This is a genomic window from Clostridium tanneri, from assembly GCF_033659955.1.
GTDB lineage: Bacteria > Bacillota > Clostridia > Clostridiales > Clostridiaceae > Clostridium_AM > Clostridium_AM tanneri.
In genome coordinates this window covers 1-15,683 of sequence record NZ_JARUJP010000006.1, presented here as the reverse complement: position 1 = coordinate 15,683, position 15,683 = coordinate 1, and the positions used below count along the sequence as shown (strand labels likewise).

The 15,683-nt window shown below is 31.8% G+C and carries 11 protein-coding genes and 1 riboswitch; of the genes, 6 read left to right on the top strand and 5 right to left on the bottom strand.

Features of this window, described 5'->3' with window-relative positions:
• Positions 1-111: 111 nt before the first annotated feature.
• Both P8V03_RS06565 and P8V03_RS06560 read right to left on the bottom strand, forming a co-directional pair.
• Entirely contained in the window at positions 112-648 is a 537-nt protein-coding gene (locus P8V03_RS06565) for a nitroreductase family protein (protein WP_318797410.1), read from the bottom strand.
• 35 nt (positions 649-683) lie between these two features.
• Positions 684-2,783 carry a sensor histidine kinase gene (locus tag P8V03_RS06560; protein WP_318797407.1) on the bottom strand — a complete coding sequence of 700 codons (2,100 nt, stop codon included), beginning with the start codon at positions 2,781-2,783 and terminating at the stop codon, positions 684-686.
• Between the two features lie 312 nt (positions 2,784-3,095).
• On the opposite strand from P8V03_RS06560, the gene P8V03_RS06555 reads away from it, so the two are divergent.
• From P8V03_RS06555 to dmpI, 5 genes are all read left to right on the top strand, one after another.
• On the top strand, positions 3,096-5,579 hold the full coding sequence (locus tag P8V03_RS06555; protein WP_318797405.1) for a WG repeat-containing protein: 2,484 nt from the start codon (positions 3,096-3,098) through the stop codon (positions 5,577-5,579).
• Positions 5,580-6,002: 423 nt separating this feature from the next.
• Positions 6,003-7,040: a galactose ABC transporter substrate-binding protein gene (locus P8V03_RS06550; RefSeq protein WP_261672573.1), complete on the top strand. Its 1,038-nt coding sequence runs from the start codon at positions 6,003-6,005 to the stop codon at positions 7,038-7,040.
• A 219-nt stretch (positions 7,041-7,259) separates the two neighbouring features.
• The gene (locus P8V03_RS06545; protein ID WP_261672583.1) at positions 7,260-8,750 is read left to right on the top strand and encodes a sugar ABC transporter ATP-binding protein; all 1,491 of its coding nucleotides are present in this window, start codon (positions 7,260-7,262) and stop codon (positions 8,748-8,750) included.
• A 19-nt stretch (positions 8,751-8,769) separates the two neighbouring features.
• Positions 8,770-9,774, top strand: coding sequence for a galactose/methyl galactoside ABC transporter permease MglC (gene mglC / locus P8V03_RS06540; protein WP_261672574.1), 1,005 nt, complete (start codon positions 8,770-8,772; stop codon positions 9,772-9,774).
• 158 nt (positions 9,775-9,932) lie between these two features.
• Positions 9,933-10,118 carry a 4-oxalocrotonate tautomerase DmpI gene (gene dmpI, locus P8V03_RS06535; protein WP_261672575.1) on the top strand — a complete coding sequence of 62 codons (186 nt, stop codon included), beginning with the start codon at positions 9,933-9,935 and terminating at the stop codon, positions 10,116-10,118.
• Positions 10,119-10,283: 165 nt separating this feature from the next.
• On the opposite strand, the gene P8V03_RS06530 is transcribed toward dmpI, so the two are convergent.
• The 3 genes from P8V03_RS06530 to P8V03_RS06520 all read right to left on the bottom strand — a co-directional run bounded on the left by P8V03_RS06530 (position 10,284) and on the right by P8V03_RS06520 (position 13,752).
• Positions 10,284-11,813 (bottom strand): methyl-accepting chemotaxis protein, encoded by a 1,530-nt coding sequence (locus P8V03_RS06530; RefSeq protein WP_318797400.1) that lies wholly within the window; start codon positions 11,811-11,813, stop codon positions 10,284-10,286.
• A 25-nt stretch (positions 11,814-11,838) separates the two neighbouring features.
• The gene (locus P8V03_RS06525) at positions 11,839-12,843 is read right to left on the bottom strand and encodes a ketoacyl-ACP synthase III (RefSeq protein WP_261672577.1); all 1,005 of its coding nucleotides are present in this window, start codon (positions 12,841-12,843) and stop codon (positions 11,839-11,841) included.
• Positions 12,844-12,919: 76 nt separating this feature from the next.
• A riboswitch (cyclic di-GMP riboswitch) is annotated at positions 12,920-13,005 on the bottom strand.
• A gap of 198 nt (positions 13,006-13,203) precedes the next feature.
• The gene (locus P8V03_RS06520; protein ID WP_261672578.1) at positions 13,204-13,752 is read right to left on the bottom strand and encodes an MORN repeat-containing protein; all 549 of its coding nucleotides are present in this window, start codon (positions 13,750-13,752) and stop codon (positions 13,204-13,206) included.
• A gap of 245 nt (positions 13,753-13,997) precedes the next feature.
• On the opposite strand from P8V03_RS06520, the gene P8V03_RS06515 reads away from it, so the two are divergent.
• A partial coding sequence (locus P8V03_RS06515; RefSeq protein WP_318797397.1) for a DNRLRE domain-containing protein occupies positions 13,998-15,683 on the top strand: 1,686 nt, incomplete at its 3' end.

Here is a 15,683-nt window from a genome sequence, read left to right as displayed (position 1 = left end):
ATCATTTACTATAGATTTAGGCTAATTGTAGATAATAGGAGATGAGTGATATTAATACTAAACCACCCATCTCCTATAAGTTTTTACATTATAAAAAAGGTAAGTTACAAGTTATTTAATATCATACCTTTTTCCATAACTATTACTATGTACCTTTTCGTAATCCAAATCTTCTTCTTTATGGGCCTCTTTTATTTCATCTGGATATCCTATTGAAATTATAGATAAAACATTTATGTTATCTGGGATATTTAAAATCTCCCTAACATAATTCTCAGCAGTTTTTCCTTCTGTATGATTTCGTTTTCTTATTTGTATCCAACAGGAGCCTAGCCCCATAGATTCTACAGTAAGCTGAATTATGGCTGAAGCAATAGATGTGTCTTCAATCCAAACATCGCTTCGGGAAGAATTTCCAAGTACAACTATACCAAGTTGTGCATTTTTTAAAAAGGATGACCCTAGTTTTGAATGAGAAAGTCTTTCTAGTAGAGTCCTATCCTCTACTATAATAAATTCCCAAGGATTTAAACCTCTAGAAGAAGGAGATAAAAGAGCGCCTTGGACTATTTCAACAATCTTTTCCTTTTCAATTCTCTTATCTTCATACTTTCTAATGCTTCTTCTCTTCTTTAATAATTTCAACATACTCTGAGACCTCCTAAAATATAATTTGCTTTTAATTAGCTATTTAAAGAATATATATCGGAGAATTCAATGTCAATTCTCTCGATTTTGGATTTGGTATGTATCTCCTTTATGTTTTTAGCTTGACCTTCTAATATTTTTACAGGAAGCTCTATTATAAACTCAGTACCCACTCCTATAGAACTCCTTACGGATACCTCTCCTCCGTGAAGCTCAACAAGTGCTTTTACAAGAGAAAGACCAATTCCACTGCCCTCACTTCGTCTAGAAAGAGATTTATCAACCTGTCTAAACCTTTCAAAGATGATTTCTAGCTTATCCTTGGGGATACCAGGACCGGTATCTTTCACAGATATACTTATACTCTCACCATTATCGGATATTATTACGTTTATTTCATCTCCAGAGGTTGTAAATTTTATAGCATTGGATAATAGATTTAACATTATCCGCTCTATTTTATCAGCATCAAAGCTCATAAATTTTTCTTCTATATCTGTGTCAAATATAAGGGTTATACCTTTACTTTCTACATATTCTGCTACGGATATAGTAATATCTTCAATTACACTAATTATATTATGATTTTTTAAATTCAAGGTAAAAAAACCAGAATCTATTCTAGATAAGTCTATAAAATTATTTACTAGTCTTAAAAGCCTATAGCAGTTCTGCTTCATAGTCTTCAAATAATTTCTCACCTTAACTAAGTTAGCAGAAGATACATCCTTGGTATATATAGGAAGTATTTGTACAGCACCTAGTATTACATTTAAGGGTGTTCTAAGTTCATGAGATATGTTAGCGAAGTGTTCAGTAAGTACTTTATTAAATTCTAGAGTTTCCTTTAGTATACGTTGATTTTCCACTATATCCTTTTTTAGTATTTCAACTTGTTTATCAGAGCTAATATCTCTCATAATGTCCAATATGGCAGTTTTGCCACCATAGATAATGTAAGTTGCGCGGCCTTCAATATCAATAGAAGTCCCTTCTTTAGTTAAAATTTTAGATTCATAAGAATAAGAGATATTTTTTTCTGAGATTATTTTATTAATGGAATTTTTAAAATTCATCTTTTCATCTTCATGTAAGAAATTTGTAACAGCCAGTCCAATAAGATCATTACTATTTTCAAAGCCTACAAGTCTGGAGGCAGTGTCGTTTGCAAAAATAATTCTATTTTCTGCATATATCATGATAGCATCATGAGAATGTTCAATTAGAAGCTGGTAGCATTCGTCATTCTTTAAAAATGCCTCTTCCAATAGCCTTTTTTGATTGTTTTCGTTAAACAATTTTTCGCGAGTTTCTATGAAATCACTGTATAATTTTCTATATGGTTTCTTTAAGCCTATTTGTATAACCGCTTTATAAAGTAAGTAGAAGGAAAGTGCCCTTAGAACAAAGGCAGTTATATGAACAATACCATAAGGATTAGTGAAAATAGAAAACATAAGTTCGCTTAAAATTCTAAGGCCAACTGAAAGTTCCATAAATACAATCATTTCTCTATTTGATTTGTGTCTTGCTTTAAAAAATAGTACCATACTGCATAGAAAAATGAAGCAGGTTATGTTCCTTGTATAGGTATTAAAAGCGGTGAAGCCCTTATTCGTAATGTATACATTAGGAAATATTCTCAAATAGTATATAGATATTAATATGAAAAAGGTTACAATAAAGTATCCATAAAAGAATAGATTTATTTTTAACTTCTTAAAATCTTTATATAAAATTATGCTAGCTATTAAAGTTGCAACAGATCCTAAAAATCTAGCAGAGGCCCATAACTGAGAAGTTAGGTTTGTATGAGAGAAGCCTAAGGCTTTAGCTTGGCAGTAAGCAATGGTATAGAGGATATCAAGGCTGCCTACGAAACCGTAGCCTATACCTAGTACCAGTAGAAAATCATTTTTCAAAATATCGTAGGTATTAAGTGCAAATAAAAGCACTGAAAATCGTACTATTATACCAGTAAACATCATTGTACTATGAAATAATGAGTAGTTCTTTGGTGCTATAAAGAGGGAAGCTGTAATACATAAAATAATTCCGAATAAGTATGTAACTATATTTGACTTTCTATTTAATAAATTACACTTGTTGAATTTAGAGACAATTTGTTGCTCCATATAGCATTCCTCCTGCAACACAATAAACCTAAATTATACAGTTTATTATATTATTTTGTTAATAATACAATATTTGTCACCTATTCTAATATTATAGTATACTATATACTTTTTTTCTATATTTTTCATTAATGAAAAAACGACAGAAACCGAATGTTTACTCATCACTAAGAGATAAACTTCGGAGTTTATAGGGAAAATTGTTTAAGAGCAAAAATTGAAAAACAATTAATTTATTTATCAATTTGTCACACATATATAGACAGCATTCATATAATATCCCTAAGAGTAATAAATAGGAGAAGCATAATAATGTACTGCGAAACTTGTTTAAGTAATTTTGTCAAAAATTTTTTGCCACCTATGGCAGAGCTTTTATGGTTTAAAAAACCCTATAAAAGATTGGCAATAATCACAGCAGACTTAGATGGAGATAAAAAGTCAGAAATAATTGCAGCCTATAAGTTAAAGGGTGAATGTTATGTTGTTATAATAAAAAACTACAAAGATGTATGGTGTGTAGCTGCTAGCATTAAAGGTAAGGGCTACGATATAAACTATCTAAATGCTAACAAGGTTGAAGATAAACAAACTAATAATCTAATAATAGGATGGCAAGTGGGGGCCATCTGGGCTGAGCTTGACATTTTTCAATGGACAGAAAAGGGGCTTAAAAACATACTTAATGAAGATATACCTTATAGTAAAATCCAGGTTAAAGACATGGTGGGAGACAATGTCAAAGATGGAAAAGCAGAAATAGCATTGTGGAAGAAGGATACGGGAAAGGCATATAAAGTTGAAGTTCTTAGATGGGATGGTAAAAAATTAGTTCCAGCTTTAGATGTATATCCTTATTATTTTAAAAGAGTGGTCTCATACTATGAAAATAGGGTAAAGGAATTACCGGAGGCTGCCTTTTACTGGTACTATCTTGCAGATGCTCAGTTAAAGGCTGAAATGCCGGAAAAAGCTTTAAGATCTGTCCATATGGCTATGAAGTTAGTTATGAAATTTAAATATGAATACCCTTCTGAGGATGATCTAATTAAACTAGAAAGAAAAATATTAGAAAAGTTACAAAATAGAAGTATAAAGTTATACCCAGCATCTGTAAAAATTATAGGTGGTGTAGAATGGGGATTTATAAACAATAATGGTGATTTTATAATTAAGCCTATTTATACTAATGCATATAGTTTCCAGGATAATAATCTTGCAATTGTTCAAGAAAACAATCTTTATGGGGTTATTGATGAGACAGGAAAATATGTTATCCAGCCTAAGTATGATACTATAAATCAATTTTCAGAAGGTAGGGCATCAGTGGTAGACAGTAGCGGCTTTAAGGTAATTGATGAAAAAGGAATTGAGTTAACTAAAAAATCCTACTCATTTATAGGAAGCTACAGCGAAGGAATGGTAATAGCAGTAAGAACTAATACAGAGGGACAATGGCTATATGGATACTTAGATAAAGAAGGTAATGAAGCAATATCCTTAAATTATAAAGATGCAGGTGATTTTAAAAATGGTAAGGCTGTTGTTAAAATAAATGAAGGAGAATATGCACTTATAAATACTAAGGGACAAAAGCTAAATACTTATAAATATGCCTTTGTAGGACAATTAAATGAAGGCCTTTTAGCATTCAAGGAAAATGAAGAAGGTAAGTATGGTTATATAGATGAAAGTGGAAATGTGGTCATACTAACTAGATACACCAGTGCACAGCCTTTTAATGAAGGTAGAGCAGTGGTTAATGTTGCTGAAGATTATGGTAACAGTTATGGTGTCATTGACAGAAGAGGTAATTTTATAATTATGCCTAGGTATAACGATGTGAATTTGCTAGGAGAAAGTATGATCTCTCTGGGAATAGCTATTAGTAAAGAAAATCCACGTATAGGTTCAAAATATGCTATTGCAAATGCTGATGGTAAACTTCTTACTGATTTTATTTACTACGGTGTATCAAATTATAGCAGTGGATTTGCCTCCGCCTATGATAGTAAATATACATTTTTTATTGATAGAACAGGAATGGCAGCTAAAGGCCTTCCTAAGGTAGAGGGAAGTGGAGTACTATCCTTTGAAGGAGACTTGATTAGGGCAGAGGTTGACCAGAGGTTATCCTACTATAGCAAAATGGGAAAAGTTATATTTAAGCAAAATACTGTAATTCCATTGAATAATCAGTATGCTGTAAAGGAAGAAAAATATAAACCAAATAAGGATTACCTGGTGTACTATCCACAAGTTGAAGGTATGAAAAATAAGCAAAGACAAAAAAAGGCGAATATCAAGTTAAAAGAGTTATCACAGGTTAAACCTATTGATGTTGACATACAACTTGAATATAGTTATACTGGGGACTTTTCCGTTGAATTTTTCAGAAAGAATTTATTAGTTTTAGAGCTTGTGGGATACCAATATTACTTTGGTGCAGCTCATGGAATGCCAACTAGAGTTTATGCTAATGTTGATTTAGTAACAGGAGTATTTTATCAGCTTAAAGATTTGTTCAAAAAGAATAGTAACTATGTGAAAGTGTTAAGTGATATTATAGAATATAAAATAAAAAATGATAAACAGTATGAATACGTTTGGTTAGACAGTTACAAGGGAATTAAGGAGGACCAACCTTTTTATATAAAGGACGATGCTCTTTATATTTATTTTAATGTTTATGAAATCGCACCATATGTTGCAGGCACGCCAACCTTTAAAATAGATTTTAAGGATATCATGAATATTATCGACACTAACGGTGACTTTTGGAGATCTTTTAATTAGGTAAACTATTGTAAAGTTTAGGTAGTAAAATCCTAGACTTTACAATAGTTTTTATTATGTTACGGCTTAGAGTTAACAGAACTTGTTATAAAAATTTCTGCTTATTGGGATTATTATCATGTAACATGAAGGAATTTAAGGAATTTTATAGAATAATATATTTAGTCTCTTTTCAGAAAAGTGTAAATAGCGCAAAATAATAAAATATTTCAATATATGTAATAAATTTTTAAGAACTAAAATAAATTAAAGTATATGGAAAAGACCCTAGTTAATTAGGTTTACATAATTATTGTTAATAAATATTAATGCTTTAAGGTTAAATATTACCAGCTAGGTTAATTTCGTAAAAATATTTTATGATACTAGCTTGGCTTGTAATATTAATATATTAAAATTTTAAATACTTAGGGGGTACTTTTTATGAAAAAAGTAATTTCAATGGTAGTATTGGCAGCAGCATTAGCTACCGGATTTACAGGATGTAGTTCATCTCAACAAACAAGCAGTTCCACAGAAAATAAAAGTGAGAAGCCATCCATAGGATGCGCTATCTATAAATTCGATGACACTTTTATGACTGGAGTTCGTAATGCCATTTCTGAGGCTGCAAAGGACAAGGCTAATGTAGAAATAGTAGATAGCCAAAATTCACAGACTACACAAAATGATAAGGTTGACCTCTTTATAACAAAGAAGGTTAAAAGCTTAGAAATAAACCCTGTTGATCGTACTGCTGCAGGTGTAATTATTGATAAAGCACAGAAAGCTAATATACCAGTAGTATTTTTTAACCGTGAGCCTTTACCAGAAGACATGAAAAAATGGGATAAGGTTTACTATGTAGGTGCAAAGGCAGAGCAATCTGGAACAATGCAAGGAGAACTTATAGCTAAGTACTGGAAGGCTCATCCAGAAGCAGATAAAAACAAGGATGGAGTTATCCAATATGTAATGTTAAAGGGTGAACCAGGACATCAAGATGCTGAATTACGTACAAAATATTCAATAAAAGCAGTAGAAGATGCAGGATTAAAGACACAAAAGCTTGCTGAAGATACAGCTATGTGGGATCGTGTAAAAGGACAGGAAAAAATGGCTGCATTCTTAGCTTCAAATGGAGACAAAATAGAAGCAGTATTTGCTAATAATGACGATATGGCTCTTGGAGCAATAGAAGCTTTAAAAGCTGGTGGATATTTTAAAGGAGATAAATATGTTCCAGTAGTTGGAGTTGATGCTACTGCACCAGGATTACAAGCAATTGGAGACGGAACTATGCTAGGAACAGTACTTAATGATGCTAAAAATCAAGGTATTGCTACATTTAAAGTTTCAGAAGTACTTGCAAAAGGACAAACTCCAAGCAAAGAAAATATAGGTTATGATATAACTGATGGAAAATATATTTGGATAAACTATAAACCAATAACTAAAGACAATATGAATGACGCTAAATAAGGATTAATATTACAAGCTAAAATATTGTGAAGATAAAAACAAGGTGTAGTATGATTTTCTGCTACTACCTTGTTTTCTGATTATAAGCAAGTAGATTTATTTTGGTCTATATAGAAAAGTTTATGTTTTAGTAGGTGAAAAAGTTATCACTTCTTTTCTTTGGCAAATTAAAGAACTACAGGAGGCGGTAGAGTGAATGAAGATAAATATCTACTGGAAATGAATAACATCTCAAAGGAGTTTCCTGGTGTAAAGGCATTAGATAATGTAACACTTAAGGTTCGTGCAGGCTCTGTACATGCATTGATGGGAGAAAATGGTGCTGGAAAGTCTACACTTATGAAATGTCTTTTCGGAATATATAAACAGGATTCCGGTGATATATTGTTAAATGGTGAAAAGGTATTGACAAATAGTTCAAAGGATGCACTGGACTTAGGAATTGCAATGATTCACCAAGAACTTCACCCTGTTAAATTTAGAAATGTAATGGAGAATATGTGGCTTGGAAGATTTCCTATGAAAAACTATGGATTATTTAAATTGGTAGATGAAAAACAAATGTATAAGGATACTGAAGAGCTTTTTAAAAGCTTAGATATGGATATTAATCCTAACACCGTAGTTGGCAACTTATCAGTATCTGTGGTACAACAAATGGAAATAGCAAAGGCTGTTTCTTATAAGGCAAAAGTTATAATTATGGACGAGCCAACCTCATCATTAACGGAGAATGAGGTAGAGCACCTTTTTAAAATTATAAATGATTTAAAGAAAAAGGGTGTTGCGATAATTTATATATCTCACAAAATTGAAGAGATACTTAAAATATCAGATGAAGTAACCATAATGAGAGATGGAAAAAAGGTTGGGTCTTGGAACGCATCAGAACTTACCACAGATATTATAATATCTAAAATGGTTGGCAGAGACCTTACAAATAGATTTCCGGAGAAGGATAATAAACCTGGTGAAGTAGTATTAAAAATAGAAGGAGTTACATCCATATTCCCCAAATCCTTTAAAAATGTATCTGTTGAGCTTAAAAAAGGAGAGATATTGGGGGTAGGGGGGCTTGTTGGAGCTCAACGTACAGAGTTTTGGGAGGCAGTTTTTGGACTTAGAAGCATAGAATCTGGGAAGATTTTTATAAATGGTAAGGAAGTTAATATAAAGTCTCCCATTGATGCAAAAAAATATAAAATCGCATTACTTACTGAAGAACGTAGAGCAACAGGTATATTTCCTGTGTTGTCCGTTCTTGAAAATACAGTAGTAGCAAATGTAGATAACTATAGAAATAAGATTGGATTACTTAATGACAAAAAAAGAAGAGAAGATACAGAGGAGGGGATAAAAAAGTTTAGGACTAAAACTCCTTCTTTTAAAACATTAATTAAAGACTTATCAGGGGGAAATCAGCAAAAAGTACTTCTTGCTAGATGGCTTCTTACAGAACCAGATATATTGATTCTTGATGAACCTACTCGTGGTATTGATGTAGGTGCAAAATATGAAATATATACAATAATAGTAGAGTTAGCAAAGCAAGGTAAAAGTATTGTGATGATATCTTCGGAAATGCCTGAACTTTTAGGTATGTCTGATAGAATAATGGTTATGTGCGAAGGAAAACTTGCAGGGATAATCGATGGAAAAACTGCTACAGAAGAAAAAATAATGACCCTTGCAAGTAAGTATATGGTGTAAAATGGGGAGGTTTCTATAAATGGCTGATTTAGATAGAAAAAAGGTATTTGGTTTTATTAAACAGAATGCAATTTACATAGTTTTAGTAGTATTAATATTAGGTATTGCTGTAAAAGATCCTCGTTTCTTATCAGTAAGTTGTCTTCGAGATATTCTGATTCAGAGTTCTACAAGAGTAATTATTGCTTTAGGAGCTGCATTTATAATATTAACTGGTGGTGCAGATCTTTCCGCTGGTCGTGTAGTTGGTTTTTCAGCAGTTATTTCTGCTTCCATGCTTCAATCACCTGCATATACAAATAGATTTTATCCTAATTTACCTCATCTTCCGCTTATATTACCAATTCTAATCGCTGTAGCAGCGGGACTTGCAGTAGGTGTTTTAAATGGTTTTGTTGTATCGAGGTTTCAAGTACCGCCTTTTATAGCAACCTTAGGTACAATGGTTATTGTATATGGAGCAAACTCTATTTATTTTGATCTTCCTCCGAATAATTCACAACCTATAGGAGGATTAAGAAAGGATTTTTCAGAACTTGGGACAGGTTCTTTATTTGGGATTCCCTATATATTAATAATTGCTATTATAACAGTATTAGTGATATGGATAGTGTTAAACAAAACAAGACTAGGAAAAAATCTGTATGCAATAGGAGGAAACAAGGATGCAGCAATAGTTTCTGGTATAAATGTAAAAAGTAGTTTGTTATGGCTATATATCATTGCCGGCACACTCTATGGTATTGCTGGTGTTCTTGAGGCTGCGAGAACTGGTGGAGCAACTAACAATTATGGTAACATGTATGAAATGGATGCAATAGCAGCCTGTGTTGTTGGAGGGTGGTCAGTATCTGGAGGTGTTGGTACAGTTCCAGGAATTGTAGTAGGTGTACTTATATTTAGTGTAATAAACTATGGATTAACTTTTATAGGGGTAAGTCCTTACTGGCAGCTTATTATAAAAGGTCTTATAATTGTTTCTGCAGTGGCTTTTGATATTAGAAAATATATAGCTAAAAAGTAAGAGAAATTAGTATCAACAAGGGTACTATACTACAAAAAAGTGCATTATTGAATGATATCCTTTATATAAGGTAAAATAAGAATATCTACAACATAAATAGATAGAAAAAATAAATTGGTGTAGTGATTATTGCACTAAATATACTAAGGAGTGATATTATGCCAGTTGTAAAAGTAGGAATATCAAAACTTACTAAGGAAAAGAAAAAGGAAGTAATAGAAAGGGTTTCAGAAACATTAAGTGATATAACTAATATACCTAAACAAGCTTTTGTTGTACTTATTGATGAGTATGATGCTGATAATGTAGGTGTGGGCGGAGTACAGTTATCTGAACATAAGTAACTATACTGTTACAGCTTAAAGTATAAAAGTAATCTCCTGTAGTCAGACTTGGGATAAAGTCAATTACAGGAGACTTTTTCATGGTTAATTATATTTTACACTTCTATCTATTGATAAAAATAAGAGTTAAAAAATTACAAGAGGTATGTTTACAAAATTACTATTTTAGGAAATTAATTTATTCATTTCAACAGCAATATTTTTTAAACTCTCGGCACTGCTGGTTAACTCCTCGCTTACAGCTAGGTTTTGGCTTATAGACTTGCTAACTAAATTAAAATTATTTATAGCTTCCTTTGTGGTGTCAGAAATATTGCAATTAAAAGTAACAACATTTTCAGTTTCTAATAGAAGAGTATTAGTTAACTTACTTATTTCTTTTATATTTTTTCCAGAATCCTTTAACCCAGTTAGCATAATCCTAATGTTGTCAACAGCATTGTTTATAATAGCATCTCCATTGTTTATCTTTTCAGTATTCTCAGTCATGAGATGCTCTACTTGAATAACTCTTTCTTTAAATTCATTAGTAATTAGAGCTACATCGTTTAGGGAATTCCTTGTATTTTCAGCAAGAATTCTGATTTCATCTGCAACAACTGCAAAACCTTTTCCAAGCTGGCCTGCTCTTGCGGCCTCAATTGATGCATTTAACGCAAGAAGATTAGTTTGTTCAGATATTTCTCTTATTATAAAGAGTATATCATCGATTTGTTGAGATTTTTCTTCTAGTATCTTTGTAGCATCAAAGGTATTTTCTACACTATCTTTTATGCTGCTTATAATATTTAGAGTTTCAGTTAATGCCTCTTCATTTTGATTAGATAAATGAATGAGATTTGTAGAATTACTTTCAGTATCCTTAGCTTTAATTGAGATAGATTCGTTTGCGTTTAAAAGTTCATTGAGTACTCTAGTATTTTCAGTAGAGTTATTTAGCAGCTTATCTGCATCTTCAGAAATTGTTTGAGTAGTGTTTGATATTTCCTCCATAGATTTGCTCTCTTCCGTAGCTATAGCAGCTAATGTTTCACTTGAGCTTAATAAGCATTTAGCAAACTCGGCAGTTTTATTAAATAAATTACGTATATTTTCGTTATTATTCTTTAGTTCCTCTTCGCTTTTTTCAATAGAATTTAGTAGTCTAGATGAAAAAGATGTAAAAGCTATAATAGCAAAGGAAACTAGGAATATAGAGATTATTCTAAGAATCAACTCTCTTAAAAAGAACTGATCTGGCAATGTATAAGGGTTTGTAGTGAACAATATAATTTCTGAGATAACACTTAATATAATGGAAATTATATTCATCTTATTATCTAAAAATAGGGAACCTAGTATGATAAAATAAAACACTGTTACCCAAAGTTCTCTAGATGGAATTATGAAACCCATATATATGTAATTTATATAAGAAGCAGCAAGTATAACCATTTTTAAGTTTTTAAAGACTTTATTGTTAAGCTTTTTATCTGCAATTGCTTGCTTATACATAACAGTGAGAACAACTATTTCAAGAATACCTAGAAAAAATAGTGTGATTAAATAAGTCCAACTAACTTCATTATATAAACCTAATAGCTTCATTATAGCAAACATTGATCCTGCTATTAATGCACTTATAGAGTAGATAACTATGACGAATTTTAATGTTTGCTCTTGATATTTAACTATAGTGTTTGAATCAATTTGCATATTATTATTCAACTCCTTGAAATTACTACCATTTGTACAATAGAGTTCCTATACTATATCCAGAGGCTACTGAGCAGAATATAACTATATCATCTCTATCAAATTTTTTATATTTTAATCTGTCATCTAAAGCCATAATAGGGCTTGTACACCCAGTATATCCATATTTGTTTCCAATGAAGGTTGCTTTACTTATATCGGCATGAAGCTTGTCTAAGGTTAACTCAAGATCTACTCGTGAAAATTGTGACATAAAATAATGGTTAACGTTCTCTGGTTTGTATCCATGATCTTGTAAAAGTTCTATAATTGTTTCACTCCATTTTTCCGAAAGAAAACTAAAATCAAAGGGTTTCCAAAACATCTTTTTGTCTTCAGAATCAATACAGCTGTTGGGAATATTTGACATACCGCATCCTGGCATAGTTATAGACCAATAGTAGGAATCATCTGTAAACATTCTAGAACCTAAAATTCCTCTTTCTTCTTCTTCCTCTTTTGCTTCAAGCACTAATGCAGCTGCGCCGTCAGCAGAACAGCCAAAGGCAACCATGTCATCTTCTCTAGCTAGTTTGCTAATTAGTAATGAGCCAACAACTAATATTCTTTTGTATTTTTTGTCAGTTTTAAGATATCTAGCGGCTATGTCCATACCGGTTATCATACCTATGCAATTAGAGTTAACATCGAAGACTGACGAAACATTCTCTGCTTTAAGCTGATTTTTGATTAAAAGAGCACAACAAGGTGATAGATATTCAGGGGTGTCTGAAACTGAGATAATCATATCAATATCAGATATAGATAATCCTGCATTAACTAAAGCTTCATTAGAGGCTCTAACTGCCATAGTAACACTAGTTTCATTATTATCGGCAAGTGTTCTAACTTCTCTACCTAACTTGGACATAAGCGCTGCAGCATGATCTTCAAGTTGGTATTTCTTAAAATGCTCGATAAAATAGTGATTATCCAATTGTTTGTTGGGATGATATGCTCCAACTCCAACTATATGTACATTCTTATACATAGTAACTCCTCCTAATAACTTGCTGCAAAAACAAAAAATAGCAATGCTAAGCAATACGATTTTTAAACAGCGTTAACCTAGCAACCTGACAATCATAGGAAAATATCCTTTAGACTCATGGCTTTGCGTCCTTATCTTTAGATAAGTTTGCCTTGTTTAGTTTAACTATTATTTGTTTAAGCTACTATTTTAATAACAGTTTTAATTATACCATAATTTTCATAAAACTCAACATACCTGTTAAATTATGTCTAAAGTGTGTTATACATGTCATTAAACATGAATTATGTAAAAATAAGGGTAGTTAGGTTGTGATTTACACAAACCTAACTACCCTTATTAGTAAGTTGACAATCTATTTTATTTTTCTACCAGCCTGTCATCGCTAAATTCTCCTACAATAACTTCTCCATCAACGCAGACAAACATACCCTGTCCTTCCTTTTTATCATCTTTCCATTGACCTATGTATTTTTCACCGTCTGGCCAGGTATGAACTCCTTCACCATGTCTTAAATCATTTTTCCAGCTTCCTGCATAAGTGTCGCCATCAGACCAGATGTAAATGCCTTCTCCTGATTTTTCACCATTTTCCCAGTTACCTATGTATTTTTCACCATCTGGCCAAGTATATATTCCATAGCCATGCTTTTCATCATTTTTCCATTCTCCAATATACTTCTCTCCAGATATCCAGGTAAGAGTACCTTGACCATTCATTTGGTTGTTGTGCCATTGACCTACGTATTTACTGCCATCCTTATAATAGTAGGTTCCCTGTCCTTCCATTTTGCCATCTTTCTTATCTCCAACGTAGGTTCCACCATGAATATGCTGCTTAACTATAGGCTGAGGAGTACCTACCTTTACCTTGTCTAAGTCAACTTTAGTTAATTGTAATTTCTTCATATTTTATCTCTCCTTTGGGTATTTTTCTAGTTAGGCCTAAAATGTAGTTTTTATATGTTTTATAAATATAAATCTATTCATATTATAACCATTTTATAGAATGGTAAGAATAATATTATCACATAATGGGATAAGAAGATATTAGAAATAAGAATTATAGCGAGCTAAGTTAACTAATATTGAAAGTAACAAATTCCCTTCAAGAAGCATAAGATGATACAATAGTGCTGATTTAGGAGGATTTTATGGGAAAACATAAAAAGACTAATCTACTTAGGCAGAATAATTCTAATCTATCAGAATCAACTAAAAAACCTGAAATAATCAATCCTAAAAGAAAAAAGAAAAGAATAGTGGGAGAAGTTAAAGAAAAAAGAGAAAAGAATGTTAAGCACTTTTTAAAAGAAGATCTAACCTTTGAAGCAGTTATTTATAATGAAAATGTTCACTATTATAGTGATGGGCAGTGGAAAGATATAGATAACTCAATAATAGATAGTAAAGACGAAGAAAATAACGATGTATTTGAAAATAGGGAAAATGACATTAAAATTAAGATTGGTAAAAAGGTTAAAAATAAGAAATTAGTGACTATTAGAAAAGATAAATATGAAATATCTTGGGGAATTGATAAAGCTTCAAATTCTAATGGTAAAGTAAAAGGTAAAGAAAAGTTGAGATCTAAAAACGAGCATCAACCTAGAAACAAAAGCAGTGATAAACAAGTTAAATACAGACAACAGCAAGATGAAAGCAACAAAATCATTGAAACTGAAAATCTAAATAAACAAACTCTAAAAAACATCTCATCTACAGTAGAATTCCAAAATGTGTATCCCAATATAGATTTACAATACACAATAATTGCAAATAATTTAAAAGAAAGTTTAATAATCAAAAGCAAAGTAGATAATCCTGTATTTACTTTTAATTTGAATGTAAAAAATTTGGTGCCAAAAATTCAGCAAGACTATTCAATAGTATTTTATGATGATAAGGACACATCAATAGTTGTATTTAAGATTGATCCACCCTTTATGTATGATGGAAATGGAGAAACAAGTGAGGATATTAAGGTAACTCTTATTGAAGATAAAAAGGGCTATAATTTATCATGGATTCCGAACAACCAATGGTTAAAGGATGCTAATAGAAAATATCCTATTATTATAGATCCAACAATTTCAACACCACAGGAAGCTAAAAGTATTTTTGATAGCTATATCTCCTCAAACTACTCAAATTCAAACTATGGAAAAAGTGTTGCTCTAAGAGTAGGAAAATTTAATGATTTTGGTGTCACAAGAAGCTTTATTAGGTTTACACTGCCAACAGATAAGTTAACGTCCGGTGACTTAGTAGTAGGAGCTTATCTAAACTTAAACTTGGCAATATCAAACTATGATAAACGACAGGTTAATGTTTATAAGGTGCTGGCACCTTGGGATCCAGCAAGTATAAGTTGGAGCAATGCACCGGCAGTAAACGATAAAAGAATAGAAGATTATCAGCTAGTTAGCACTGCTGCAGGCAGCTGGGTTACATGGGATATAACAAGAGTAGTAAAGGAATGGCTTCGAGACGGTGCAAACTATGGATTAATGCTTAGAAACAGTGATGAAACTCTTAGCTATAATCAGTTTTTTTCCTCGGATGTAAGTGATTATGATGAGTATGGTAATAATCTTGCAATAGCTAGACCAGTAATAGCAATACAGTATGTTAATAATTCAGGATTAGAAAACTACTGGACTTACCATTCTCAGGATGTAGGGAGAGCAGGAACTGGATATGTTAACGATTTTAATGGCAATCTTGTCTTTATCCATAATGATATAAGTATGAGTGGCAGCAAAATGCCAATTACTTTAAACCATGTATTTAACAGTAATGAAAAAGACATTGTTTCTGGGTATGGAAATGGATGGAGA

Coding starts and splice junctions, on each gene's coding strand:
- P8V03_RS06565 (WP_318797410.1), bottom strand. CDS start 648: ATGTTGAAATTATTAAAGAAGAGAAGAAGCATTAGAAAGTATGAAGAT.
- P8V03_RS06560 (WP_318797407.1), bottom strand. CDS start 2,783: ATGGAGCAACAAATTGTCTCTAAATTCAACAAGTGTAATTTATTAAAT.
- P8V03_RS06555 (WP_318797405.1), top strand. CDS start 3,096: ATGTACTGCGAAACTTGTTTAAGTAATTTTGTCAAAAATTTTTTGCCA.
- P8V03_RS06550 (WP_261672573.1), top strand. CDS start 6,003: ATGAAAAAAGTAATTTCAATGGTAGTATTGGCAGCAGCATTAGCTACC.
- P8V03_RS06545 (WP_261672583.1), top strand. CDS start 7,260: ATGAATAACATCTCAAAGGAGTTTCCTGGTGTAAAGGCATTAGATAAT.
- mglC (WP_261672574.1), top strand. CDS start 8,770: ATGGCTGATTTAGATAGAAAAAAGGTATTTGGTTTTATTAAACAGAAT.
- dmpI (WP_261672575.1), top strand. CDS start 9,933: ATGCCAGTTGTAAAAGTAGGAATATCAAAACTTACTAAGGAAAAGAAA.
- P8V03_RS06530 (WP_318797400.1), bottom strand. CDS start 11,813: ATGCAAATTGATTCAAACACTATAGTTAAATATCAAGAGCAAACATTA.
- P8V03_RS06525 (WP_261672577.1), bottom strand. CDS start 12,843: ATGTATAAGAATGTACATATAGTTGGAGTTGGAGCATATCATCCCAAC.
- P8V03_RS06520 (WP_261672578.1), bottom strand. CDS start 13,752: ATGAAGAAATTACAATTAACTAAAGTTGACTTAGACAAGGTAAAGGTA.